Source organism: Acidocella facilis ATCC 35904, assembly GCF_000687875.1.
Lineage (GTDB): Bacteria > Pseudomonadota > Alphaproteobacteria > Acetobacterales > Acetobacteraceae > Acidocella > Acidocella facilis.
Genome location: NZ_JHYG01000017.1, coordinates 17,646 through 41,743, shown reverse-complemented (window position 1 = coordinate 41,743; position 24,098 = coordinate 17,646). Strand labels below are relative to the sequence as shown.

Genomic DNA, 24,098 nt, shown 5'->3' with positions numbered 1-24,098 from the left:
ACAGCTACGACAATGCCCTGGCCGAGACGATCAACGGCCTGTACAAGGCTGAGGTCATCCACAGGCGGGGCTCTTGGCGATCCTTTGAGGAGATCGAGTACGCCACGCTGAAATGGGTCGACTGGTTCAACCATCGCCGGATCATGGAGCCCATAGGCTACATGTCGCCGGATGAAGCCGAGAAACCCTACTACGCCGCGCTGCGAGAGCAGTCCATGGCAGCGTGACTCAAACCAAATAGCCTCCGGGAAAACCGGAGCGGTTCACTGGAGGCAGGCCGCGCTCCTTAATCAGGGCAGCCGCATAGTCCCCCATCTCTACCGGGCTGTTCTGCGCGAGGTCTCGCCTCAGGCTGTCCTGGGCGTTCCGAATGGCCCACAGGTCTGCCTCGTCGGAAGTCTGTGGGTCCCCGATCTCCCACCAGTGCGCGTAGACAGCCGAGAAGGGCTTGCGGGTCATCCGCCGTTCCAGGTCCTCGTCCAGGAAGGTCTTGAGCTTGGCCTTGAGGATGGCCTGTATCTCTGCCTCCGCGCTCATGGCCCGGTCTCGCAATTGCGGTAAGGCCCGTCCAAATTCAGCATCCAGCATCCCGGCAAGGTACTCGGCTTCCCTGTAGTTTCGCGTCTTGAGGTTGATCCATACCTCACCGAAACGCGAACCAGGAAGACGCCGCCGGTAGTAATACGTGCGCCGTTTGCGGGTGATGTGGGAACACTTGTGGGAACAATTGGGCACAAAGCAGGTCCTGCGGGCTGGGCCGTCCGCGTAAGACCTTACTTTTCATGAGGTTACCGATTTTTTGGCTGGGGGACCTGGATTCGAACCAAGGCTGTCCGAGTCAGAGTCGGAAGTTCTACCGCTAAACTATCCCCCAAGCGGTATCGGTGGCGAGCATCTAGCATCGCCATTTGGCGGGGGCAAGCCCGGTCTGTCATTCAATCAACACAAAATCTGCGGGTCGGGTTTGCGGGGGGCGGATTTGCGTCTTGCTCCGCTGGGATATTCCGCGAATATATAGAGTATGGCCAGTCAGTTCTCCCTCGCGCAGCCGACGCGGCCGGTTTCCCACCGGCGGGGAAAACGCCGCGCCGTGTTCGGGGGCATCGATCTCGGGACCAATAATTGCCGCATGCTGGTCGGCACCCCGACGGCGCAGGGTTTTCATATTCTCGATAGTTTCTCCCGAGTCGTGCGGCTGGGGGAAGGGTTGTATGAAACCGGGCAGCTCTCCGAGCTGGCGATGGAGCGCGCCATCGCCTCGCTCAGCATCTGTGCGGAGCGGGTCCGGCGCTTCGCGGGGGATGAGCTGAACGGCCCCATCCGGCTGCGCGCCATCGCCACCGAGGCCTGCCGGCAGGCGGAAAACGGCCATGAATTCGTCCGCCGGGTGCGCCAGACCACGGGCTTGCCGCTGGAGATCATCAACCCGCGCGAGGAGGCGGAGCTGGCGGTGGAGAGCTGCGCGCCGCTGCTGCGCCGCGCCGGGCGGCGGGCGCTTTTGTTCGATATTGGCGGCGGCTCGACCGAGATTGCCTGGGTGCGGCTGGATGCCGGGCCGCATCCCGAGCTGATCGGCTATCTCTCGCTGCCGGTGGGGGTGGTCACGCTCTCCGAGCGTTGCGCTGGCGCCTGTTACCAGAATGAGGGGTTTTCCCGGCTGGCCGAGGATATCGTCGCGATGCTGCGCCCGTTCGAGGCGGTGCATCGGATTGGCGAGGAAATCCGGCGCGGCGGGGTGGTGATGGTCGGCACCTCGGGCACCGTCACCACGCTGGCGGGGGTCTCGCTGAAGCTGGAGCGCTATAAGCGCGGGCTGGTGGATGGGGTCTCGCTGTCGCGCCGCGCGGTCGATGAGGCGCTGGCCGAGGCCCGGGCGCTGGGGCGCGAAGGGCTCTCGCGCCATCCTTGCATCGGCCATGAGCGGGTGGAATTCGTGCTGCCCGGCTGTGCCATTTTCGCCGCGATTCATGAATTATGGCAGGCGCCACGGCTGATGGTGGCCGATAGGGGCTTGCGCGAAGGCATGTTGATGAGGCTGATGCGCGACATGCACGCTCATAAATCCCGTCTGCACGCATGACCGACCCGACCTCCAAGCTGCCGCCCCGCCGGGATGCCGTGCGGCTGAAGAATGCGCGCAAGCTCTCCAGCTCCTCGCAACGCTGGCTGCAGCGCCAGCTCAACGACCCCTACGTGACCGCCGCCAAGGCCGCCGGCTGGCGCTCGCGCGCCGCCTTCAAGCTGATCGAGCTGGATGAGAAATATAAACTGATCGGCAAGGGCAGCCGGGTGCTGGATCTGGGCGCGGCTCCCGGCGGCTGGAGCCAGGTGGCGCTGGAGCGGGGGGCGGCCAAGGTGGTCGGCATCGACCTGCTGGAGATCCAGCCGGTGGCGGGGGCCGATTTCATCCAGGCCGATTTCCTGGAGGAGGGCATCGAGGCGCGGCTGACCGCGTTGCTTGGCGGCAAGGCGGATCTGGTGCTTTCGGACATGGCGCCGAACACCTCCGGCCACGTCGCCACCGACCATATCCGCATCATGGCCCTGGCCGAGACGGCTTTGGCCTTCGCCTGCGAGATTCTGGCGCCGGACGGCGCCTTCGTCGCCAAATTGTTCCAGGGTGGGGCGGAGAAGGACATGTTGAACACGCTGAAAGCCCGGTTTCGCAGCGTGAAGCACGCCAAGCCCCCGGCCAGCCGCAAGGATTCCAAGGAGATGTACGTGGTCGCCACCGGCTTTCGGCCGGCATAGGCCGCTTACGCCCGGCGCGCATGGCACATGCGACTTGCGCGGGCCGGGAGAGCCGGATAATGGGAGCCGCCAAGGTCTCTATAGGTGGGCATTGGCGATGGCATCGGATTTTTCACACAGCACGGAACTCTCCAACCGGATCGCGGAGGCGCTGGCTTTCGACGACGTGCTGATGGTGCCTGGCTATTCCCAGGTTCTCCCGGCCACGGTGAAAACCGCGACCAAGCTGACCCGCAATATTTCCCTGAACATCCCGCTGATCTCGGCGGCGATGGATACCGTGACCGAGGCGCAAATGGCGATCGCCATGGCGCAGCAGGGTGGCATCGGCGTTATTCATAAAAACTTCACCATCGAGGAGCAGGCCGCCCAGGTCCGCAAGGTGAAGAAGTTCGAGAGCGGCATGGTGGTCAATCCGCTGACCATCTATCCCGACCAGACCCTTGAAGATGCCCGTGCGCTGATGGCCCAGCACAACATCTCCGGCTTTCCGGTGGTGGAGCGCGACGGCAAGCTGGTCGGCATTCTCACCCATCGCGATGTGCGCTTCGCCACGGATCTGAGCACCAAGGTCTATGAGCTGATGACCCGCGAAAATCTGGCGGTGGTGACGGCGGGGGTGTCTCCTGAGGAGGCGCGCGCCTTGCTGCATAAGCGCCGGCTGGAGAAGCTGCTGGTGGTGGACGAGGCCTTCCACTGCGTGGGGCTGATGACGGTGAAGGATATGGACAAGGCGCAGGCCTATCCGCTGGCCAATAAGGACGAGCTGGGCCGGCTGCGCGTGGCCGCCGCCACCGGCGTCGGCGCCGATGGCATGGCCCGCGCCGAGGCGCTGATTGAGGCCGGGGTGGATGTGGTGGTGGTGGACACCGCCCATGGCCATTCGGACGGGGTGTTGAAGGCGGTGGCGAAGATCAAGCAGGCCTCCAATGCGGTGCAGATCATCGCCGGCAATGTCGCCACCCCGGAAGGCGCGCAGGCGCTGATCGATAGCGGCGCGGATGCGGTGAAGATCGGCATCGGGCCGGGCTCGATTTGCACCACCCGCGTGGTGGCCGGCGTCGGCGTGCCGCAATTCACCGCGGTGATGGAAACCGCCGCCGCCTGCCGCAAGGCCGGGGTGCCGGCGATTGCCGATGGCGGTATCCGCGCCTCGGGCGACATGGTGAAGGCGCTGGCGGCGGGGGCGGATGCGGTAATGGTCGGCTCGATGCTGGCCGGCACCGATGAGGCGCCGGGCGAGGTGTTCCTGTATCAGGGCCGCTCGTATAAATCCTATCGCGGCATGGGCTCGCTGGGGGCGATGGCGCGTGGTTCCGCCGACCGCTATTTCCAGCAGGAGATCAAGGACAGCCTGAAGCTGGTGCCGGAAGGCATCGAGGGCCGGGTGGGCTATAAGGGCCCGATGGCGGCGGTGGTGCATCAGCTGGTCGGCGGCTTGCGGGCTGGCATGGGCTATACCGGCAGCGCGGATATCGAGGCGCTGCAGACCCAGACCAAGTTCCGCCGCATCACCGGGGCGGGGCTGCGCGAGAGCCATGTGCATGACGTGGCGATTACCCGCGAGGCGCCGAATTACCGCCAGGAAGGCTGAAAAACTTCTTTTGTAAGCAAAAGTTTTTGGAGGGCGGAGGCGGCCAAGGTTCCGCCGCCGCCCAGCGGCGGGGGAAAGCCGCCGGAGGGGTGGGGTGTTTTTTCAAAAACACCCCACCTCTTTCTGAAAAAGCCGCCTCCGGGCGGCTTTTTCATTGGCATCCTCCGGATGAATGGGCTTTCATGAAACCGGTAGAAATCTCGCGCCGGTTTCGCGCCTTTTTAAAATTTGTTGAAAGCGCAAGCCTTTGCGCGATGCGCCCGGCGGAATGTCAGAGGCCGGCGCGGCATTTCTAACATTCGGCTTGCCGCGCTTTAATCGCGCGGCCCTTTTTCCGCCTCACTCAGCGCCCAGATTCGATTTGCTAAACGAAAGATCGTGATCCCGGTTCGATTATTTGAACCCGCTTCCTGCCCGATGGTGTGGCGGCGTTGGTCCGGTCGAACTCAACAGCAAGGAGAATGACCATGAAATTCGGTTTTATGGCTGGCATGGCCGCGAGTTTGATGATGGGCGGGATGGCGCTGGCGCAGAGTGCCACCTACTCGCAGAGCACCACCACCACGACAAGCGCGCCGGCGATGAGCGCGCCCGCCCCGGTGGTGCCGCCCGCCCCCGGTACGCTGAGCACCACGGAAACCACCAAGGCCACGGATGGTTATGGTAATTCCTACCAATCCACCAAGACCACCTACGGCAACGTGAACGGCGCGGCCTCCGACAGCACTACGACGACGACCAGCGTGCCGGCGCAGACCTATTATTCGAAGAAGACCACGACCACGACCACAACCGGCAACGATTAAGGCGACGGAGATATGAAAAAATTCAATATTGCGCTGGCGATTCCGATGATCGTGGCGGCGGGTGCGCTCAGCGCCTGCGCCGATAATCCGCCGCAGACGACGACCACGACCACCGAGACGGTGCAGAGCGCGGGCCAGGTGCAGCCGCAGGCGGCGCCGATGCTGCCGCCCGGCAGCACCACGACGACCCAGACCACGCATGCGGTCACCGTCCCGGCGCAGTGAGGCTGGGCTTCATCTAACGGAACGTTAGAAAACGCTGGGCGGCTCGCCGCCCGGCTGGTTTCATGAACAGGAGCTTTCAAATGCGCTTGGCAAAACCAATGATTTTCAGCGCGATGCTGTTGGCGGCGCCGCTGGCGATGGCGCAGAGCGCGCCGCAGAGCATGACCGGCGCGCGACCTGGCAATGATATCGGCACGCGCTCCTCGCTGCCGCTATCGCCCAAGGCCAGCAACATCAACGGCATGGATACGAAATCCACGATCGCGCCGACGCCGCCGGCTCCTCAGGTCGGCCCGGATGCGAATGTGGCGATGCTGCTGATGAGCGCCAACCAGTCTCTCATGCACCATCAGACCGGCACCGCAGACGAGGCGCTGGAACGCGCCGAGACCAATATTCTGCAGCGCAGTGTCGTGGCCACGCGCGCCAATGACCCGAGCCAGGATCCGGTGGTGGTGCAGATCGAGCAGGCCCGCCAGGCGATCGGCCGGCACGACCTGCAGGGCGCGCAGGCGACGATCCAGCAGATCCTGGGCAGCAATGCGCCGGAGCTGAGCCTTTAGAGCCATCAAGCTAAAAGCTTGATGGCTCTAAGTTTTGTTTTAGCGAGCAATTTCATGTGTTTATCTTGACGCTGGCGCGTCAACCTAAACACATATTGCTCTAAGCTCAGGTCATTGCCTCTGGCCGCCGCCGCCGCGCATCGGTAGGCTGGCGGCATGGAGACCGCATGGGCGCTGAATGCGCAGGGCTTGAGTAAATCCTTCGGGCGCAAGGTGGTGGAGGGGCTGACCCTGACCATCCGCCCGGGGGAGTTCTACGCGCTGCTCGGCGCCAATGGCGCCGGCAAGACCACGACATTGCGGATGATCGCCGGGCTGACCCCGCCCGATGCCGGGCGCATCGAGGTGTTCGGGCGCGACGTGGTAAAAGACCCGCTGGGGGCGAAGGCGATCATGGCCTGGCTGCCGGATGAGCCACTGCTTTACGACAAGCTGAGCCCGCTGGAATATCTGGAATTCATCGCCGGGCTCTGGCAGGTGCCGCCGGAGCTGGCCCGCCGCCGGGCCGATGAGCTGCTGGAGCTGCTGGGCCTCTGGCCGCACCGGGCCGAGCGCTGTGAGGGGTTTTCGCGCGGCATGAAGCAGAAGACCGTGCTAGCCGGCGCGTTGATCCATGATCCGAAATTTCTGTTGCTGGATGAGCCCTTCACCGGGCTGGATGCCGGCTCCGCCCGTTTGGTGAAAAATCTGCTGACCAGACATGTCGAGAATGGCGCGGCGATTATTCTCACCACCCATATTCTGGAAGTGGCAGAGCGGCTGGCCAGCCGCATCGGCATTCTCGCTGGCGGGACGCTTGTGGCCGAGGGCGGGCTGGAGGCGTTGCGCGGCCATGCCGGGTTTGAGAGCGGCACGCTGGAGGATGTGTTTCTCCAGCTCACTGCCGGCTGATGTTCAAGCCGCCCGGATTTCTCTGGCTGCTGCGCCATGAGCTGAAAGTGCTGTGGCGCGGCTCCATTCTCGTGCGCACCCATCGCTATGTGCTGGTGCCGGCGAGCATCGTGATTTTGATGTTCCAGGCTTTCGGTGTGTTGGTGGGGCATCTGATCATGCGCCATCCGGTGGCGCCGGAGATCATGCTGCTGGCGCTCAACATCAATCTCGCGTTCCTCTTCGTGCTGATGTTCTCGCGCGCGATGATGGCCTGCATCGACGTGCTCTATGCCCGCGGCGACGCGGATTTCCTGCTCGCCTCGCCGATTGCGCCCAACCGGGTGCTGGCGGTGCGCATGTTGGGCGTGGCGCTGAGCATCCTCGCCCCCTGGCTGCTGCTGGCGGGGATGCTGGCCAACGGGCTGATCATTTTCGGGCAGCTCTGGGCGCTCGCGGTCTATCCGATGCTGCTGGCCGAGGCGCTGGTGGTGGCGGCGTTGGCCTTCGCGTTGGTGGTGGTGCTGGTCGGGCGGATCGGGCCGATGGCGGCGCGCCGGGCCGGACATTCTTTGGCGCTGTTCACCGGGGTCGGCATCTTCATTCTCGGCCAGACCCCGCATTTCGTGCCGCACGCGGCGCTGGCGGGGTTCTGGTCCGGGCTGCTGCCGGGGCCTGGCGGGGGCGGGCTGGCTTATCTGTTCGCGCGCGGTGTGCTGGGTCAGCCAGGGCCGCTGCTGGCCGCGCTGGCGCTGGCGGCGTTGGTGTTCTGCCTGGTCTGGGTGTTCCTGGCCGGGCCGTTCGCGCGCGGGGCGATCAGTGCCGCCAGCTACCGGCCGGCGGGGCGGGAGGGGGCGCAGCAGGCGCGGTTCCGGCACAGCGCCTTTTCCAGCCTGATGGCGAAGGACCGCCGGCTGCTGGCACGCTTTCCCGGGCTGGTCTCGCAGATCGCCTATCGTTCCCTCACCTTGATCCCGGTGGTGGCGATTTTGCTCGGCAAGGTGGTGATCGGGCTGGCGGTCACGGTGCCGTTGCTGGTGTTTCTGGCTGGGCAGCTCGGGCTGTTCTTCATCTCGGTGCTGGCACAGATGAACGACATGCCGGCCCTCATCGCGTCGGCCCCGGTGGCGGCGCGGGCGCCGCGCCGTGCGGCGTATCTGGTCTGCGCCCAGACGGCTTTGGCGATTATCGGCCTGCCGGTTGTGGCGGTGCTGGTGAAAGGCCCGGCTTTGGCGCCGGTCATGCTGCTGGGGGTGGCGGGGGCATTGGCCAGCAATCTCTGGCTCGGGCGCCGACTGCCGATTCCGCTCAGCCGCGCGGCCTTTGGCAAAACTCAGGTCGGCACGCTGTTGGGGCTGGTTCTGGGGGTATCGATCAGCGCCGGCTGGGCGCTGGCGGCCTGGCTGGTGGTGACGTTCGTCTGAAGGCGGTTATTCGTTGGGCGGCGGGTCCAGGAATTCCAGCCCGACGGCATTGCCCCGGCTCCAGACCCGGCGCGCCCGGCGTGCCGGCTGTTCGCCGACCTGGATCTTGAACAGATCCGGCACCTGCACCACGGCGCTGGTCTCGATCCGCGCGCCATTGTCCGAATATTCCATGATCAGGCAATCATAGACGGTAGGGCTGAACATGCCGACATAGAGTTTCGCCCGGCCGAGCACGCGCTGGCGCGGCTCCTTGCGTTTATCTTCGGGTTTCAGCGCATCGGGCGGCGGCAGCTTTGACATTGCAGGAAAGGCCTGGATGTTGAGACGGTTGGCCTACATGCAAACACAGAGTCGCGCAAGCGGATTGTGGATGATCCGCTTGTTTCCAGGGTGTTAAATGATAGTTAGTTTTGTTAGCCGATCGGCAGATTATCCAACAGGCGGACATGCCCGAGTTTTGCTGCGGCGATCAGCCGTGCCGGCGTCTGCAGTGCGGCGATCGGCTCCAGCGTCTGCGCCTGCACCAGCGCCACATAATCGGGCACCATGCCGGCGGCGGCGAGCTCCATGCGGGTGTGATGCAGAATTGCGGCCGGCTCCTTGCCCTGTTGCAGATATTTCACCGCATGCTGCAGGGCGGCGTGCAGCTTTGGCGCGGCGCGGCGCTCCTCGGGGCTGAGATAGGCGTTGCGCGAGGACAGCGCGAGCCCATCCGCCTCGCGCACGGTGGGGACCGGGACGATGCGCACCGGCAGCAGCAGATCCGCCACCATCCGCCGCACCACCTGCACCTGCTGCCAGTCCTTCTCGCCGAAAAACGCCGCCTGCGGGCGTATCTGGCCGAATAGCTTGGCCACCACAGTGGCCACGCCGTTGAAATGGCCGGGGCGGGTGGCGCCCTCCCAGCGCTGGCTGGGGCCGGCGACATGGATGCTCGTCGCCGCATCGGCCGGGTACATCTCCTCGACGCCAGGCATCCAGACCAGCTTGCAGCCGGCCGCTTCGAGCTTGGCGATGTCCCCGGCCTCATCGCGCGGATAGCGGGCGAAATCCTCCTTCGGGCCGAACTGGGTCGGGTTGACGAAAATGCTGGCAACCGGGGTAAGGTCGGCTTCCCGCGCCGCCTCCACGAGCTTCAGGTGCCCGGCATGCAGGGCGCCCATGGTGGGGACGAAACCGACATCGCCCAGCGTGGCGCGGGCGGCGGTGAGCTCTTCGAGAGTCCTGGCGATGATCATTTGGCGCGGCTTTTCAACATTTTTTGTCACTCGTCCAGCCCTGGGCAAGCTGGGGAGGGGAGGCTAGATAGAACGCCATGAATAGTGCCACGAAACCCTGGATAAAATCTGAACAAAAACTTGGGTTTCGTGCGGCGAATTTATCGTTTCTCTTCGGCGGATTGGGGGTGGTCTGCGGCATCATCCAGGCCGGGGCGGCGGCACGGCTGCTGGCCTCGCTGCTGCATGTGCAGCGCGGCGGGATTTCAGCCAGCATCGCTGGGCTGGTCTTCGCGCTGGCGGTGCTGGCGCGCGCGGGGCTGCAATTGCGCAATGAGCGCGGCAATTTCGAGCTGGGGGCCGCGGCCCGCCGGCGGCTGCGCGGCCAGGTGCTGAGCGCGCTGCTGGCGCTGGGGCCGGCGGGCTTGCGCGGGCGCCATTCGGCCGAGCTGGCCGCCAGCGCGGTGGACCGGGTGGAGGCGATGGACGGGTTTCACGCCCGCTGGGTGCCCGCCACCGGCATGGCGATCATCGGGCCGGGGCTGATCGGGCTGGTGGCGCTGCTGCTGGATTGGCGCAGCGGGCTGATCCTCATCCTCGCCGGGCTGTTCGTGCCCTTTGCCATGGCGGTGGCGGGGATCGGTGCGGGCATCGCCGCGAAGAAGCAGTTTCTGGCGATGACCCGGCTGCAGGTGCGCTTCATGGACCGCATTCGCGGCATTTCCACGATCGTGCTGGCCGGGCGCAGCGAGGATGAGGCGCGGGCTTTGGCCGGTGCGGCGCGGGAGTTGCGGGAGCGCACCATGCGGGTGCTGCGGGTGGCCTTCCTGTCCTCCACGGCGCTGGATCTGGCGGCGGCGGCGGCTTTGATTTTGATCGTGGTGCGGTTCGCCCCGGCCTTGCACGGCGCACATGAGCTGGCGCCGACGGCTCTGTTCCTGGTGCTGCTGGTGCCGGAGTTTTTCGCGCCTCTGCGCGCGTTCTCGGCGGTTTATGGCGACCGCATGGCGGTGGAGGCGGTGGCGGAGGAGCTTTCCACCCTGCCGGATGCGCCGGCCCCGGTGCCGCCGGTCGATATACGCTCCGTCGCCGCGCAGGGGGTCACGCTGGCCTTCGAGCATGTCACCTATGGCTGGCACCCGGCGCGGCCGGTGGTTGAGGATCTCTCCTTCAAGGTCGGGCGCGGCGAGATGCTGCTGCTCACCGGCGCCTCGGGCACCGGCAAATCCACCATCATCGACCTCATCCTGGGCTTTCTGGCGCCGCAGGGTGGGCGCATCACCATCAATGGCGCGGTGCTGGAGGATCTGGTGCCGGCGGCGCGCACCCGGATGCTGGGCTGGATCGGCCAGAAGCCGGTGATTTTCGCCGGGACGATCGAAGAGAATATCCGCTTCGCCAACCCCGCCGCGAGCGAGGATGAGCTGAAGGATGCCATCCGCAACGCGCATCTGGAGGAGCTGGTGGCGGCACTGCCGCAAGGTGTGCGCACGCCGTTGGGCGAGGGCGGGTTCGGTGTTTCCGGCGGGCAGGCGCAGCGCATCGCCATCGCCCGCGCCTTTCTGAAGGATGCCCCCTTGCTGCTGCTTGATGAGCCGACCTCGCATCTCGACCCTGCCGTGGAGCGCGATATTCTGGAAAGCCTGAAGCATCTCGCCGCCGGGCGTACCGTGGTGCTGGCCACCCATTCCACCCAGGCGCTGGATCTCGCCAAGACCATCGGTGCCAAGCGGGTGGATCTCGATGCCTTGCGCTATGCCAGCTGGCGGGGGGCGCAGGCATGAGCCCGCTGTCGCGCGTCACCGGCCTCTGGCTGCGTCATCCGGGCTGGCTGGCGCTGGCCGTGCTGCTGGCGGTGGCGGCGCTGCTGGCGGCGATCACCATGATGGGCCTCTCCGGCCATGCGCTGGCGCTGGCCATCGCCGGCTTCGCGCTGACGGTGCCGGCTTTGCTCTCCTGGATGGGCGTGGCGCGGGTGCTGTTGCGCTATGGCGAGCGTGTGGTCGGGCATGAGGCGATTTTCCGGGCGCTGGGGGATTTGCGGATCTGGCTGTTTCGCGGGCTGGCGCGCAGTGCCGCCGGCGGGCTGGGGCTGCGCCGCTCGGGCGATGCGCTGTCGCGGCTGGTGAATGATGTCGACACGCTGGACGGGCTGTTCCTGCGGATTTTCGTGCCGCTGCTGAGCGCTGTGGTGCTGCTGCCGGTGCTGGGCTGGGTGCTGTGGGCCGAGCATGGGCTGGCGGTGCTGGCGCTGCTGCCCTTTGCGTTTGTCGCCTTCTACCTACCCTGGCGCGCGGCACGGGCGGCGCAGGCCAATGCGGCCAAGGCCGGGCTGGCGATGGCCGGCTTGCGCACCGCCGCCCTGGATGCGCTGCATGGTTTGCGGGAAGTGAAAATCTTTGCCGCTGAGGGCCGTATGCTGGCTGAGGTGCAGGCGCGCGAGGCGCAGCTTCTGGCCGCCCAGCGCGAGCTGGTGGGGGAGGGGGCGCGGCTGAACGCCATCGCTTTCATCGCCGCCCAGGCCGGCATTTTGCTGGCGATCATTCTCGGGTTTTTCGGCCTGCCGATCGAGGCGGTGGCCGCGGTGCTGGTGCTGACGGCTGGCTTTGAGGCGGTGATCGGCCTGCCGCGCGCCGGGCTGCTCTATGGCCAGGCGAAGATGGCGGCGGTTCGGGTGGTGCAGGCGGCGGATGCGCCAGCACCGGTGCCCGAGCCGGCAACGCCGATGGCGATGCCGACGCGCAACGCCATCGCCTTCGAGCATGTGAGCTTCCGCTACGGCGCGGACCGGCCCTTCGTGTTCGAAAACCTCTCTCTGCAGCTGCCGGAGGGCTCGCGTACGGCGATTCTGGGGCCGTCAGGGGCGGGGAAATCCACCATCGCGGCGATGATCCTGAAGCTGATCAAGCCGGTCTCGGGCCAGATCCGTTTTGGCGGGGTGGATATCGCGCAGCTGCCGGCGGAGGCGCTGCGCCATCGCATTGCCTATCTCGGCCAGACCACGCATCTATTTGCCGACAGCATCCGCAATAATCTGCTGCTGGGCGATCCCACAGCGGACGAGGCGCGGCTCTGGGCGGCGCTTGAGGCGGCGCAGGTGGCGGATGTGGTGCGGGCGCTGCCGGAGGGGCTGGAGAGCTGGCTGGGTGAAGGCGGGACGACGCTCTCAGGCGGGCAGGGGCGGCGTTTGGCGCTGGCCCGCACGCTGCTGATGGACGCGCCGATCATTCTGCTGGACGAGCCCTGCGCCGGGCTGGATGCGGCGACCGAGCAGGAATTCTTCCGGGTGTTCAATGCCGCGACGGAGGGCCGCACCGTGCTGCTGATCCTGCATCGTCTGACCGGGGTGGAGCATCTGGACCGGATCTGGCGCTTTACCGGCGGTACGCTGGTGGCCGCGGCTGGGTAAAGTGTTGTTATAAAAATTACAAAAGTTTTTTGGTGCCGCTTTTTTTCAAAAAAGCGGCGAAAAACGCCGGGGCTTGTTGAGAGACGCCTTAAAACCCAAAACGTCCATCACGCATATCCATTCGCCCTGGCCATCGCGACCAGCCCCATATCCAGCGTGAACACCAGCGGCAGTGCCGCGCACATCAGCAGCCCATGGGCGCCGGGGAAATGCAAGGCGACGGCCAGCACCAGCACGGTCAGCGCCAGCATCACCGCGGAGAAGACCAGCGCGCGGTGACCGCTGGCATCCACCGGATCGCGATGGCCATAAAGCGCGGTTTTGCCGTTCACCGCATGGTTGGTGAGGACCAGGGCAAAAATGCCTTCCACCAGCATCACCGGCGGCAGAATTTGCATCGGCCAGCGCAGGCGCGGCAGCTCATGATGCAGGTTGAGCAGGAAATCATAAGAGAAATGGAAGCTGATCGGCACGATCAGGGCGAGCAGGATCAGCCGGCTGTCGGCGCCGCCTTTCTGCTGCCAGGCCAGGGCCATGAAGCTGCCCATGGTGAAGCCAAAAATCGCGTGCATCGGCACGGCGGTGACGGCGCGCACCAGCCAGACGCCAAAGCCGCCATGCACCACATAGAGCTTGTTCTCCAGCACCGCGAAGCCGAGCGAGCAGCCCACCGCGATGAGAATGGCGATGCCGGGGCCGATCTCGTTCAGCTCTTTCTTGCCGAAGCGGCTGACGGCGGCGAATTTCACCAGCTCCTCCGGCACCGCGGCCAGCAGCAGGGCGCCCACCGCCGCATGCGCCACCGGGGAGAGGCCACTCTCCGGCACCAGCCCTTCCAGGATTTCGATGATCAGAGCCAGGATGGCGAAGCGCGCGCCGAGCTTGAACATGCGCTTGCGCGTTGTCTTCGGCAGCCGCACATTCACCTTGATCGAGGCGATTTCCCAGATGAACAAGGCGGGCAGGGCGGCGATGAACAGGCTCAGCATGGCGCCTCGGTTGCGGATTGTTGCGCGATAGAAGGATGTTGCGTCGGTTTGCGCAATCGCCCGCTATTCATTTTTTCTTGAAGCGCGCAAAAAAACGCTTATTATATCCGATGCGCGGTCGCCTCGATGAGGGGCCGGGCGCTCATACGGTTCGCCGTTTCGGGGATCGCAGGAGCTGTTCAAAACAGATGTTTTTTCGACCTTGCTTTTGAAGGAGGTTACACATGACCTATGATTTCGCGCCTTTGTTCCGTACCGCCGTCGGGTTTGATCGTCTCGCCCGGCTCGTGGACACGCTGCCGCAGGATTCCGCCAGCTATCCCCCTTACAATATCGAAAAAACCGGGGAAGATTCCTATCGGGTCAGCCTTGCGGTTGCCGGTTTCGCGCCGGAAAATATCGAGGTCACGGTGAAGGATAACGCGCTTCTGGTCGCCGGCCATCTGGCCGAGGAGGCGAAGGGCGAGTTCCTGCATCGCGGTATCGCCACCCGGGCGTTCCAGCGCCGGTTTGTGCTGGCCGAGCATATGGTGGTGGATGGGGCGGAGCTGAATAACGGCTTGCTGAATGTGAGCCTGCGCCGGGTGATACCGGAAAGCGCCAAGCCGCGCCGCATCGAGATCGTCACCGCCAAGTCTGCGCCGCAGACGGTTGAAGCCCCGGCTTTGCCGCACGCCGCGTAACGGAGCAAAAGTTTTTGGGGGTGTGGGGACTTTTTTCAAAAAGTCCCCACGAAGATATGGGGTTGTGACGGCTTTCGTGCCGCCGCCCCCGCGTTTTTGCCGCTTTTTTGAAAAAGAGCGGCGCAAAAAACTTTTGCAAATGAAAGGGGCCTTTCGGCCCCTTTTTATTCCGCCATCGCCGAGGCTTCGGAGCGCGTGGCACCCACCCGTGCGGCGAGCGAGGAGGCCAGGAACGGGTCCAGCGCGCCATCCAGCACCGCGGCCGGGTTGCCGCTTTCGTGGTTGCTGCGCAGATCCTTCACCAGCTGGTACGGGGCCAGCACGTAAGAGCGGATCTGGTGGCCCCAGCCGATATCGGTCTTCGCCGCCTCGGTCGCGGCGGAGGCGGCTTCGCGCTTCTGCAGCTCCTGCTCATACATCCGCGCTTTCAGCATGTTCATCGCGGTGGCGCGGTTGCGGTGCTGGGAGCGGTCGGTCTGGCAGGCGACGACGATGCCTGTCGGGATATGGGTGATGCGGATCGCCGATTCGGTCTTGTTCACGTGCTGGCCGCCGGCACCGGAGGCGCGGAACGTGTCCACTTTCAAGTCGGCCGGGTTGATCTCGATCTCGATCGTGTCATCGACCACCGGATAGACCCAGACCGAGGCGAAGCTGGTCTGGCGCCTGGCGTTGGCATCGAAGGGCGAGATGCGCACCAGCCGGTGCACCCCGGCTTCGGTCTTCAGCCAGCCATAGGCGTTGGTGCCGAAGATCTGGATGGTCATGGATTTGATCCCGGCCTGTTCGCCCTCGGATTCTTCCATGATCTCGGTCTTGAAGCCCTTGCGCTCGGCCCAGCGCAGATACATGCGCGCCAGCATCTGCGCCCAATCCTGCGCTTCGGTGCCGCCGGCGCCGGCATTGATTTCGATGAAGGCATCGCGGCTATCGGCCTCGCCGGAGAGCAGGGATTCGATCTCCTTCTCCTTGGCGGTGGCGGCCAGGCGCTCCAGCGTGGCCAGGCCATCCTTCACCATACCCTCATCGCCCTCGGCCTCGGCCAGCTCGATCAGCTCGAGCGTGTCCTTGGTTTCGGTTTCGATGGCGTTGACGCCATCGACCATCGAGGCGAGGCGGTTGCGCTCGCGCATCACCGCCTGGGCGGCCTCCGCATCGTTCCAGAGATTCGGGTCTTCGGCCCGGTGGTTCAGCTCAGCGAGCTTTAGGACTGCGGCATCCCAGTCAAAGATGCCTCCTCAGCAGGGCGACCGAGCGGCCGATCTGCTCATTCAGTTGGATGGATTCAGCGGACATTGCGCGGATATACGCGCATGGCAGGGGAATTGGTAGAGGCTTGCCAAGCCGGTCTCCGGTTGCGATGCAGGCGCGCATGAAATCCGCCCTGCTGGTCGTCCTTACCGCGCTGCTGTTCCGGCTGATCCTGGCCGCCTTCTCCGGGCTGGGGATCGATGAAAGCTACATGGTGGCGGCGAGTTCGCATTTCGCCGCCTCCTATTTCGACCATCCGCTCGCCTCCTGGTGGCTGGAGCTGGGGGCGCGGCATCTGTTCGGGTCGGCGGCGCCGATCGTGGTGCGGCTGCCCTTCGTGCTGCTCTCCGGCGTTGCCTCCTGGCTGCTCTATCTGGTCACGGCGCGGCTGTATGGGGTGAAGGCCGCGTTCTGGGCGGTGCTGGCCTACAGCCTGTCGCCGGTCTTTTCCCTCGCCTTCGGGAGCTGGGTGCTGCCGGATGGGCCGCTGAATACGGCGCTTTTGGCGGTCCTCTACGCGCTGATCCGCGCGCTGGGGCTGCCGGAGGGCAAGCCGGCGCCGCGCTGGTGGCTGGCGGCGGGGCTGTTCGCCGGGCTGGCGATGCTCTCGAAATATAGCGCGGCCTTGGTGCTCGTGGGCGCGGCGCTGGGCGTGCTGCTGGACAAGGTGGGCCGGCGCGAGCTGGCGCGGCCCTGGCCATGGCTGGGTGTAATGCTGGCGCTGGCGTTGTTCGCGCCGGTGGTGGTGTGGAATGCGCAGCATCATTGGGCGAGTTTTGGCTACCAGGGCGGCCGGGCCGAGGGGGTTCGGATCAGGCCGCTGATGCCGCTTTCGATCTGGGGCGGGGAGGCGTTGTTCGTGCTGCCCTGGCTCTGGGCGCCGATGGTCTGGCTGCTCGTTCGTGCTTTTCTGGCCGGTGCGACGGCGCGGGTCTCCTGGCTGCTGGGCTGGGCGGCGATCATCCCGGTGCTGCTATTTGCCGTGGTCGGGTTCTGGTCCTCCACCCATATTCTGTTTCACTGGGCCGCACCCGGCTATCTGATGCTGTTCCCGCTGCTGGGGGATTGGGCGACGCGCCGGTCGGTTCGGATGCTGCGGATTGTGGCCGTCATCACTGGCGGGTTGCTGGTGGCGGCGTCCTTGATCATCGTGGCGCTGGTGCAGTTCGGGCTGCCGCCTTTGCTGGCGCATAGCTTCAAGCCCGGCAAATCGCCGATGTTGCAGGCGGTGGACTGGACCAGCATCGGCCCGGCGCTGCCGCCGGGGATCGATGCGATCGCCGCGCAGCGCTGGTTCGATGCCGGGAAGATCGGCTATGCGCTGCGCCGCGACGGGATCAAGCTGCCGGTGACGGTGTTCGGGCCGGAGCCGCACCAGTTCGCGTTCACCACGCCGCCGGCAAGTTTGCTGGGCAAGGATGTGCTGATCATCGCGATGCCGGGCGCGTTGATGCAAACTTACGAGCGTTTTGCACCGGATTTCGCGAGCCTGAAGCCGGGGCCGGTATTGCCGGTGCTGGATCACGGCCAGATGCTGCTGGCGATTCCGACATTCATTGGCGCAGATATGAAGAAAGCGCCGCAGGCGTAAAAATTTTTGGGGCTGTCCCAGATCACTTTCAGGCTAATACCGTCAACGCCTCGAAGGATCGACATAATGTCCCGGTAAATGAAGATCTGGGACAGCCCCTTATTTTACCGGCCTGGCCAGCCTTACCGCCGTATGCCCGTGGCTCACCTTCAGGCTCGGCATGATCATGATCAGATCATCCTCCGGCGTGCGGATTTCGGCATCGCCGTCATGCGCGATCAGCGTCCCCGCCTGCGCGATCACCTCGCCCCCGACAAAATCCCGCACGAAGGCAAACCGGTTGGTCCGCGCGGTGATCACGCTCACCACCTCGGCGAAGTGCGATGATGGCGTCGGGGCCGGCCCCTCGATCATTCCGGCATGGCGCAGCAGCGCCATCACGCTCGCCCGGCTCTGCGCCACCGCGCTGTGGCGCCAATGCGGCCCGGCCTCCACCAGCAGGCAGGCCGCACCGTTGGGGCCGGTCTCGGTGAAGCGGCCATAATCGATCAGCCTCTTGCCGCCGGCATGGCCGGTATCGGCCACCACCAGCCCCGGCGTGCCCACCGCCTGGCCCAAAGCCCGCCCGCGCGGCCCGGCACCGCAAAGCAGCACCGGATTCGAGGGCCAGAGCATGGAATGCAAATCCAGCAGCATGTCGGCCGAATCGATGATCGGCTTGATCTCCCGCGCCCGGTCCAGCTCCGCCGAGCGGCGCACCCCGAACAAGGCGAAATCATCCCAGACCCGGTTCATATCCTCTTCGACATAGCGCGAGGCGATCGGGTTGGCGGCATCGAAGCGGGCATAGGCGGCGAGATTGGCAAAGCCGAGCGTGACCTTGCCGCAAAGCGGGGTGAAGCCGCTCTCCAGCAGCTCCTTCAGCACGATGGCGCCGGCGAACTCATTGCCGTGGATTAACGAAACCAGCACCACATGCGGGCCGGGGCGGCCGGAATCGCGGCAGGTGAAGCCCTGCACCCCGGTATTGCCCTGCAAATGGGCGGATAGATCCGGCGGCGGAATGTCCACCGTGAAGAAGGGCAGGTCATTCGGCAGGGCGGAGGCGGAGCCTGTCGTCATGAACAACACTCTAGCGAAGCCGGAGGCAGGCGCAATCCAGCCGGGTTGACGGGGGCGCGCGCACCCCGCAAAGCCCAGCCTATCATGCTTGACGCGCGCATCATCTGTACCGATCTGGCCGGGCTGAAATCCCAGGCGCTGGGGCTGGCCGAGGCGGCCGGGCTGGCGGCGGAATTCCGGCCGCTGCGCTTTCGCACCCCCTGGGCGCATATCCCCACCAATTTCTGGTTCAACCCGCGCTGGGCGGTGGCGCCCGCGCTGTTCGCGGGGCCGTTGCCGCCGGTGGTGATCGGCGCTGGCGGGGCCGGGGCACGGGTGGCGGCCGCCTTGCGGTCGCGTGAGGTGAAGGCGGTGTGCATTCAGCATCCGCGCATGGCGCTTTCGAAATTCGATGCGATTCTGGCCGGCCGGCATGACGGCATCGAGGGGCCGAATGTCATCGTCACCCGCACCGCCCTGCACCGCGTGACCCAGGCGCGGCTGGCGGCGGAGCGGGACATCTGGGCGCCGCGCTTCGCGCATCTGCCCCGGCCTCTGGTCGCGGTGCTGCTGGGCGGCTCCAACGGGCGCTATAAATTCGAGGCCGCCGAGGGCCAGGCGCTCGCCGCCCAGCTGGCGGCGCTGGCGCGGCAAGGGGCGGGGCTGATGATCACCCCGTCGCGCCGCACCGCCCCTGAGGTGGTGGCGGCCTTGCGCGCGGCGCTGGAACCGCTGGGCGCCTGGATCTGGGATTTCACCGGCGAGAACCCGTATTTCGGCATGCTCGCCTGCGCCGATGCCATTATCGTCACCGCTGACAGCGTCTCCATGGTCTCCGAGGCCGTGGCCACCAGCGCGCCGGTCTTGCTGGCACGGCTGCCGGGTAAGTCCGCGCGCATCGGCGCCTTCATGGACGCTCTGGTACAGGATGGCCGGGTGCGGGATTTTGCCGGGCGGCTGGAGCTGTGGGATACAGCGCCCCTGGATGACACGGAATGGGCGGGCCAGGAGCTGCGCCGGCGCCTCGGAGTTTAGTGAATGCTGGATATCGAGACTTTCGACAATCTGCGCGGCGGCAATGTCGTCTATAAGGCGCTCTCGCATCCTTTGGCAGCCAAGGCGCTGGCCGCCCTCGCCGCGCGTGCCGGGGCGGTGGCTTTGTTCGACCCGGACGGCATCGCCGGGCCGCTGCTCGCCCTCTGCCCGGATTTCGAGATCGAGGGGCTTTATGTGCAGGATACGCTGGCGCTGGGCCAGCCACGCGCCGGATATATCGCCCGGCCGCTGACCGAGCTGCCGCAGGCGCGGGTACACACGGTGCTGCTGGCCGCCTTTGATGCCGCCAAGCGCGCCCAGCATCTGCACGCTTTGCTGCCGCCGGGGGCCGAGCTGGTGACGCTTGATGCGGTGAAGCTGCCGGAAGCGTGGCTCTCCGAGCCGAAGCGCTATCTGGAGCCGCGCAATTTCGCCACCAATTTCGTGTTTTTCCGCGATGATGACCGCTTCGCCACCCGCCTGACCACGGCCAATTACTGGGCCGGCTATGGCGCGAAGGAGGTGCTGTTCCAGCATATTCTGTTCGGCCAGGGCGGGCAGGTTCTCGCCGAATGGTCGCAGAGTGCCCCCTCCGGCACCGGCGGTTATGTGCTGGACAGCCGCGAGATCCGCGCCCGTTTCGGGCTGAAGCCCTTCACCGGGCAGCTCTTCATCCACGCCATCGGTGTCGCCGGGCATGATGTGGTGAAATACGCGCTGGATACCTACGCCACCGATAACGGCGCCTCGCTCTCCTGCACCCATGACGCCAATGCCTGGCCCTCGGCGCGTTTCGCCGGGCTGCCGGCGCCGCGCGCGGATGAGCGGGTGATCCTCTGGATCCAGAACAGCCATGCCGTGCCGATCCCGGCTGGGGATTTCGCGCTGGACCGGATGGGCGCCGACGCCCCGGTGGCGCTGGAGGAGGAGATCCCGCCTTTCGCCACCCGCGCCTTGGACGTGGCCGAGCTGTTTCCGGATCTGCGCTGGCCCGCCCAGCTGGAAGTTCGGGCCGGCCGGCATGTGGTGCGCCCGCGCTATGAGGTGGTGCGCGATGGGCGTACCCGCATCGCGCATGTGAATGTCGAGCGGGCGGACCTCAAGCCCGACCCCGGCATCAAAACCCTGCATCCGGCGATGGGGCGTGGCTTTCTACTGCCCTTCCCGATTTTGCCGCGCGGGCGGTTTCGCACCATCGCGCTGCCGACCCCGATGGTGGAGGCCGAGCGCGACATGCCGTTGCGCCTGGATGTGTTCGCGCCGGATGGCGGCAAGGTGGCGGAGCGGTTTCTCGGCCGGCTGCCGCGCGACCATGATTTCGCGGTGGATCTCGACGATGTGCTGGCCCCCGACGCGCTGCCCGAAGGCGGCCATGCCGAGCTGGTCTATGATTTTCGCGAGGGTGGCGAGGCGGATGGCTGGTTGCACGCTTTGTTCCGCTTTGAGGACCGCGCCAATAATCATGCGGCGGAGAGCAGCTTCGGCGCGCATATTTTCAACACGCTGATGGTCTATAAGAACGAGCCGCAGAGCTATACCGGCAAGCCGCCCGGGCTCTCTACCAGGCTGTTCCTAAAACTGGGCTTTGGCGGGCGGGAGAGTTTCTGCGTGCTGATCTACCCGGCCTCCGGCCCGTGGTTGGAAAGTTCCAGCACGGTGCTGGAACTCTATGATGGGCAGGGGGTGAAGCTGGAGACGGCGCAGCTCGCCATCGCCTGTTCCGGTTCGCATATCGTCAGGCCAAGCCAGCATTTTTCGGAAGCTTCGTTGCGCGCGGCGGGCGAGACCGGCTATGTGCTGATCCGCGATGTCACCTGCCGGCTGTTCGGCTTCCATGGGTTGGAGGATGCGTCCGGCGGCTTTTCGCTCGACCACATGTTCGGCTTCTGACAAACAGCTCAAAAATAATTTAGCACAAGTTTTTTGGGTGCAGCCTTTTTTACAAAAAAGGCTGCAAAACGTTCGGGCGGACGCAAGCAGCCGTCACGCCAGCGGCCTTTAAAACCGATCCGCCCACCCAAATCACGGCCGCGCTAACGCCGCCATGTCATTGCCGTCATCTAAGTAATCTTCGCTTGAAGCAAAGCGCGTGGGGCCAAAATTCTGCCCGGTAACAATATCTGCTCAAGGGGGTTTTGCAATGCCGTATATCCTGCTCTGGCTGCTTGGCATACCGCTGCCGATCATCATCATCCTGCTCCTGCTCTTCCACTGAGGAGATCGCAATGAGCGAGGTTTACGCAACGCCGGTTGAGGCGGCGGCGCCGGTTTCGAGCCAGTCCGCTGTTTCCTGGGCGGCGATTTTCGCGGGCGGTGTCGCCGCCGCGGCGATCGCCATCATTCTCACCATCCTTGGCGCCGGTCTTGGCCTCGCTTCCGTATCTCCCTGGGCTGGCCAGGGTGTTTCGGCGGTGGGCTTCACCATCATGGCGGCGGTGTGGCTGATCATCGTGCAATGGGTGGCGTCCTTCTTCGGCGGCTTCATCGCCGGGCGGCTGCGCACCAAATGGGTGGCAGTGCATACCGATGAGGTCGGCTTCCGCGATACCGCGCATGGCTTCCTGGCCTGGGCGGTGGCGCTGCTGATCACGGTCGGCGCGCTGGCCATGGCGGGCTCGAATGCCGTCCGGCTGGGTTCCGATGCGGCGTCCAAGGCGGCGGATACCAAGATCGCCCAGACCTATTATCTGAGCGAGCTGCTGCGTCCCGCGGCGTCGGGGAGCGGCGGTACGGCTGCCGGGCTCTCCCTGCCGGGCATGACGCCGCAGCAGATCCGGGACGATGCCAGCGCGGTGCTGACGCAATCCGCCGTCACCGGCAACGCGCCGCAAGCCGACAAGGATTATCTGGCGACGCTGGTGATGGCCGCGACTGGCATGGATCAGGCGTCCGCCCAGGCCCGGGTGAATGACGTGCTGACGCATGAGCAGGCCGACATCACCAAGGCCAAGCAGGTGGCCAATGCGGCGCGCAAGAGCGCGGCGGCGGCGGCGATCTACACCTTCTTCTCGGCACTCATCGGCGCCTTCATCGCCGCTGTCGCGGGGGCGATCGGTGGGCGCATCCGGGATTGGTATTAAAAGTCAAAACGGGCTGCAAAACTCTGGGGTGTTGGCATTGCCGCTGCCAACACCCCAGACGTTTGTGGGGACTTTTTGAAAAAAGTCCCCACACCCCCAAAAACTTTTGCGAACAAAAAGCCGCCTCTCGCGAGGCGGCTTTTTGTCAGGGCTGGCGGGTTATTACCAGCTGGTTGGTGTTGTAGCCCAACGCCGCCACGCGGTTGATCAGCATCCGCAAGGCCGCCGCATCCGGATGGGGGTTGCGCGCCAATATCCAGAGATACCGCCCGGACGGGTCACCGACGATCGACCAGGCATAATCCGGCGCATGGTCCAGCACCCAGTAATTGCCGAAATAGAACGGGCCGAAAAAGCTGACCTTCAGCTTTGCGCCATCGGAGCCGGGCACGATTTTGGCGGTGCCATGCGCCACCTGTTCCTTGCCGTCCGGCTTGGTGCAGCGATTGACGATGGCGATCTTGCCGTCCGGCCGCAGGCTGTAATCGGCGGTCACCGCGTCGCAATTTTTCTCGAAAAACTGGTCATAGCGCGCCAGCTCATACCAGCGGCCGAGATATTCATGCAGCGCGACCGGCTTCAGCGGCTCGGGCACATGCGCATTGCCGACCGGATGGCGCGTGTAAAGCGCGGCGCAACCGGCCAGCGCCAGCACCGGCAAGGCGATAGCGGCAACCCGCAACGCCGTGGAGGAAGATGAGCGGGACCCCGCCATGGAAAATCACCCCTTTTGCAGTAACAGAGATCAGATGGGGGCGATGGGCAGGGGCGTCCAGCCCGGATCAGGCGGGCTGGGAGATCATGCAGGCCGGCAGCGTGGCGGCATCGCCCAAGGGGCGCCAGACCCCGCCGCGCAGCACCTCGCTGGGGTGGAACTTCGCCTTATAGGACATCTTGCGGCTGTCCTCGACCCAATAGCCGAGATAGACATGCTCAAGGCGCAAGCTCACCGCCCGGCGCGCCAGCCAGATGATGGCGTAGGTGCCGAGCGAGCGCGCGTTCATCTCAGTTTCGAAAAAACTATACACCGCAGAGAGCCCATCCCCCAGCCGGTCGGTCAGGCACGCGCCGACCAACTGGCCGCTGGGCAGGCGGAATTCCACCAGCGAGGTCTCGATCGGTGTGTCCTCGACCATGGCGCGGTAATCATAGAAGCTCATGGTCGACATATCGCCATCGCCATGCCGTGCCTGCTGATAGGCCTGGAACAGCGCATATTGCTCGGCGGTGGCCCGCGGCGGCATTTCCTGCACCAGGAGATCGGCATTGCGCTTCTCGATGCGCCTCTGGGTGCGGTCCGGCTCGAATTCATGCGCGCGGATGCGGATCGGCACGCAGGCATTGCAGCCGGCGCAGACCGGCGCATAGGCGATGTTGTGGCTGCGCCGAAAACCGCCCCGGCTCAGCCGGTCATGCAGTGTCTCCGCGGAGACGCCCGCAAGCTCTGTCACCACCTTGCGCTCCGTCCGGCCCGGGACATAAGGGCAGGGCAGCGGTGCCGTGGTATAGAAGAAATGCGGACGTCTGGCGGGCTTGAAGCTCATTCGGATGATATGTTTGGGTCTG

Annotated in this window: 25 protein-coding genes and 1 tRNA gene; 16 read left to right on the top strand and 10 right to left on the bottom strand. The window is 65.3% G+C overall.

Annotation, left to right across the window (positions count from 1 at the left end):
• Positions 1–227: integrase core domain-containing protein (locus T331_RS0115130; protein ID WP_026440630.1), on the top strand; the 227-nt coding region annotated here is incomplete at its 5' end.
• Position 228: 1 nt separating this feature from the next.
• On the opposite strand, the gene T331_RS0115125 is transcribed toward T331_RS0115130, so the two are convergent.
• Positions 229–735: a DUF6538 domain-containing protein gene (locus T331_RS0115125; protein WP_322786143.1), complete on the bottom strand. Its 507-nt coding sequence runs from the start codon at positions 733–735 to the stop codon at positions 229–231.
• Positions 736–800: 65 nt separating this feature from the next.
• A tRNA-Gln gene (locus T331_RS0115120) sits at positions 801–874 on the bottom strand.
• 147 nt (positions 875–1,021) lie between these two features.
• Here T331_RS0115120 and T331_RS0115115 point away from each other — a divergent pair.
• The 3 genes from T331_RS0115115 to guaB all read left to right on the top strand — a co-directional run bounded on the left by T331_RS0115115 (position 1,022) and on the right by guaB (position 4,345).
• Positions 1,022–2,080 (top strand): Ppx/GppA phosphatase family protein, encoded by a 1,059-nt coding sequence (locus T331_RS0115115; protein ID WP_026440628.1) that lies wholly within the window; start codon positions 1,022–1,024, stop codon positions 2,078–2,080.
• Entirely contained in the window at positions 2,077–2,751 is a 675-nt protein-coding gene (locus T331_RS0115110) for an RlmE family RNA methyltransferase (protein ID WP_026440627.1), read from the top strand. The genes T331_RS0115115 and T331_RS0115110 overlap by 4 nt, the downstream gene beginning before the upstream one ends.
• A 97-nt stretch (positions 2,752–2,848) precedes the next feature.
• Positions 2,849–4,345 (top strand): IMP dehydrogenase, encoded by a 1,497-nt coding sequence (gene guaB / locus T331_RS0115105; RefSeq protein ID WP_026440626.1) that lies wholly within the window; start codon positions 2,849–2,851, stop codon positions 4,343–4,345.
• On the opposite strand, the gene T331_RS20060 is transcribed toward guaB, so the two are convergent.
• Entirely contained in the window at positions 4,327–4,500 is a 174-nt protein-coding gene (locus T331_RS20060) for a hypothetical protein (RefSeq protein ID WP_155992747.1), read from the bottom strand. The two genes, guaB and T331_RS20060, sit on opposite strands and share 19 nt — an antisense overlap.
• Before the next feature lie 312 nt (positions 4,501–4,812).
• Between T331_RS20060 and T331_RS18605 the strand changes: the two genes are divergently transcribed.
• The 5 genes from T331_RS18605 to T331_RS0115080 all read left to right on the top strand — a co-directional run bounded on the left by T331_RS18605 (position 4,813) and on the right by T331_RS0115080 (position 8,233).
• Positions 4,813–5,151, top strand: a complete 339-nt coding sequence (locus tag T331_RS18605) for a hypothetical protein (protein WP_155992746.1) — start codon at positions 4,813–4,815, stop codon at positions 5,149–5,151.
• 12 nt (positions 5,152–5,163) lie between these two features.
• Positions 5,164–5,376 carry a hypothetical protein gene (locus T331_RS0115095; RefSeq protein WP_026440625.1) on the top strand — a complete coding sequence of 71 codons (213 nt, stop codon included), beginning with the start codon at positions 5,164–5,166 and terminating at the stop codon, positions 5,374–5,376.
• 98 nt (positions 5,377–5,474) lie between these two features.
• Positions 5,475–5,939, top strand: coding sequence for a hypothetical protein (locus T331_RS0115090; RefSeq protein ID WP_026440624.1), 465 nt, complete (start codon positions 5,475–5,477; stop codon positions 5,937–5,939).
• Between the two features lie 156 nt (positions 5,940–6,095).
• Entirely contained in the window at positions 6,096–6,830 is a 735-nt protein-coding gene (locus tag T331_RS0115085) for an ABC transporter ATP-binding protein (protein WP_026440623.1), read from the top strand.
• On the top strand, positions 6,830–8,233 hold the full coding sequence (locus tag T331_RS0115080) for a hypothetical protein (protein WP_026440622.1): 1,404 nt from the start codon (positions 6,830–6,832) through the stop codon (positions 8,231–8,233). The genes T331_RS0115085 and T331_RS0115080 overlap by 1 nt, the downstream gene beginning before the upstream one ends.
• A 6-nt stretch (positions 8,234–8,239) precedes the next feature.
• Here the strand turns inward: T331_RS0115080 and T331_RS0115075 are convergent, their stop codons facing one another.
• Together T331_RS0115075 and panC are read right to left on the bottom strand one after the other, a co-directional pair.
• Positions 8,240–8,536, bottom strand: coding sequence for a PilZ domain-containing protein (locus tag T331_RS0115075; RefSeq protein ID WP_008492714.1), 297 nt, complete (start codon positions 8,534–8,536; stop codon positions 8,240–8,242).
• 113 nt (positions 8,537–8,649) lie between these two features.
• Positions 8,650–9,474 (bottom strand): pantoate--beta-alanine ligase, encoded by an 825-nt coding sequence (gene panC / locus T331_RS0115070; protein WP_008492716.1) that lies wholly within the window; start codon positions 9,472–9,474, stop codon positions 8,650–8,652.
• A gap of 77 nt (positions 9,475–9,551) precedes the next feature.
• Here panC and cydD point away from each other — a divergent pair, with 77 nt between their 5' ends.
• Together cydD and cydC are read left to right on the top strand one after the other, a co-directional pair.
• Entirely contained in the window at positions 9,552–11,237 is a 1,686-nt protein-coding gene (gene cydD / locus T331_RS0115065; protein ID WP_026440621.1) for a thiol reductant ABC exporter subunit CydD, read from the top strand.
• Positions 11,234–12,862, top strand: a complete 1,629-nt coding sequence (cydC, locus tag T331_RS0115060) for a thiol reductant ABC exporter subunit CydC (protein ID WP_051622417.1) — start codon at positions 11,234–11,236, stop codon at positions 12,860–12,862. The genes cydD and cydC overlap by 4 nt, the downstream gene beginning before the upstream one ends.
• A gap of 107 nt (positions 12,863–12,969) precedes the next feature.
• Here cydC and T331_RS19270 read toward each other — a convergent pair whose 3' ends face one another.
• Positions 12,970–13,851 carry a PrsW family glutamic-type intramembrane protease gene (locus T331_RS19270; RefSeq protein WP_051622416.1) on the bottom strand — a complete coding sequence of 294 codons (882 nt, stop codon included), beginning with the start codon at positions 13,849–13,851 and terminating at the stop codon, positions 12,970–12,972.
• A 224-nt stretch (positions 13,852–14,075) separates the two neighbouring features.
• Between T331_RS19270 and T331_RS0115050 the strand changes: the two genes are divergently transcribed.
• Complete coding sequence (locus tag T331_RS0115050) at positions 14,076–14,534, top strand: Hsp20 family protein (RefSeq protein WP_008492720.1); 459 nt, start codon at positions 14,076–14,078, stop codon at positions 14,532–14,534.
• Between the two features lie 164 nt (positions 14,535–14,698).
• Here the strand turns inward: T331_RS0115050 and prfB are convergent.
• A protein-coding gene (prfB, locus tag T331_RS0115045) for a peptide chain release factor 2 (RefSeq protein WP_155992745.1) occupies positions 14,699–15,830 on the bottom strand; the annotation gives its coding sequence in 2 pieces (ribosomal slippage) (positions 14,699–15,760 and positions 15,762–15,830; 1,131 coding nt in all).
• A 76-nt stretch (positions 15,831–15,906) separates the two neighbouring features.
• On the opposite strand from prfB, the gene T331_RS0115040 reads away from it, so the two are divergent.
• Complete coding sequence (locus T331_RS0115040) at positions 15,907–17,376, top strand: glycosyltransferase family 39 protein (RefSeq protein WP_244876975.1); 1,470 nt, start codon at positions 15,907–15,909, stop codon at positions 17,374–17,376.
• 99 nt (positions 17,377–17,475) lie between these two features.
• Here T331_RS0115040 and T331_RS0115035 read toward each other — a convergent pair whose 3' ends face one another.
• Positions 17,476–18,438, bottom strand: coding sequence for a M14 family metallopeptidase (locus T331_RS0115035; protein ID WP_026440617.1), 963 nt, complete (start codon positions 18,436–18,438; stop codon positions 17,476–17,478).
• A gap of 84 nt (positions 18,439–18,522) precedes the next feature.
• Between T331_RS0115035 and T331_RS0115030 the strand changes: the two genes are divergently transcribed.
• The 3 genes from T331_RS0115030 to T331_RS0115020 all read left to right on the top strand — a co-directional run bounded on the left by T331_RS0115030 (position 18,523) and on the right by T331_RS0115020 (position 22,532).
• The gene (locus T331_RS0115030; RefSeq protein WP_026440616.1) at positions 18,523–19,452 is read left to right on the top strand and encodes a mitochondrial fission ELM1 family protein; all 930 of its coding nucleotides are present in this window, start codon (positions 18,523–18,525) and stop codon (positions 19,450–19,452) included.
• Between the two features lie 3 nt (positions 19,453–19,455).
• Complete coding sequence (locus tag T331_RS0115025) at positions 19,456–21,342, top strand: hypothetical protein (RefSeq protein WP_026440615.1); 1,887 nt, start codon at positions 19,456–19,458, stop codon at positions 21,340–21,342.
• Between the two features lie 335 nt (positions 21,343–21,677).
• Positions 21,678–22,532 (top strand): hypothetical protein, encoded by an 855-nt coding sequence (locus tag T331_RS0115020; RefSeq protein WP_008492727.1) that lies wholly within the window; start codon positions 21,678–21,680, stop codon positions 22,530–22,532.
• 145 nt (positions 22,533–22,677) lie between these two features.
• Here T331_RS0115020 and T331_RS0115015 read toward each other — a convergent pair whose 3' ends face one another.
• Positions 22,678–23,247: a lipocalin family protein gene (locus tag T331_RS0115015; RefSeq protein ID WP_026440614.1), complete on the bottom strand. Its 570-nt coding sequence runs from the start codon at positions 23,245–23,247 to the stop codon at positions 22,678–22,680.
• A gap of 67 nt (positions 23,248–23,314) precedes the next feature.
• The gene (locus T331_RS0115010) at positions 23,315–24,076 is read right to left on the bottom strand and encodes an arginyltransferase (protein ID WP_026440613.1); all 762 of its coding nucleotides are present in this window, start codon (positions 24,074–24,076) and stop codon (positions 23,315–23,317) included.
• Positions 24,077–24,098 lie beyond the last annotated feature (22 nt).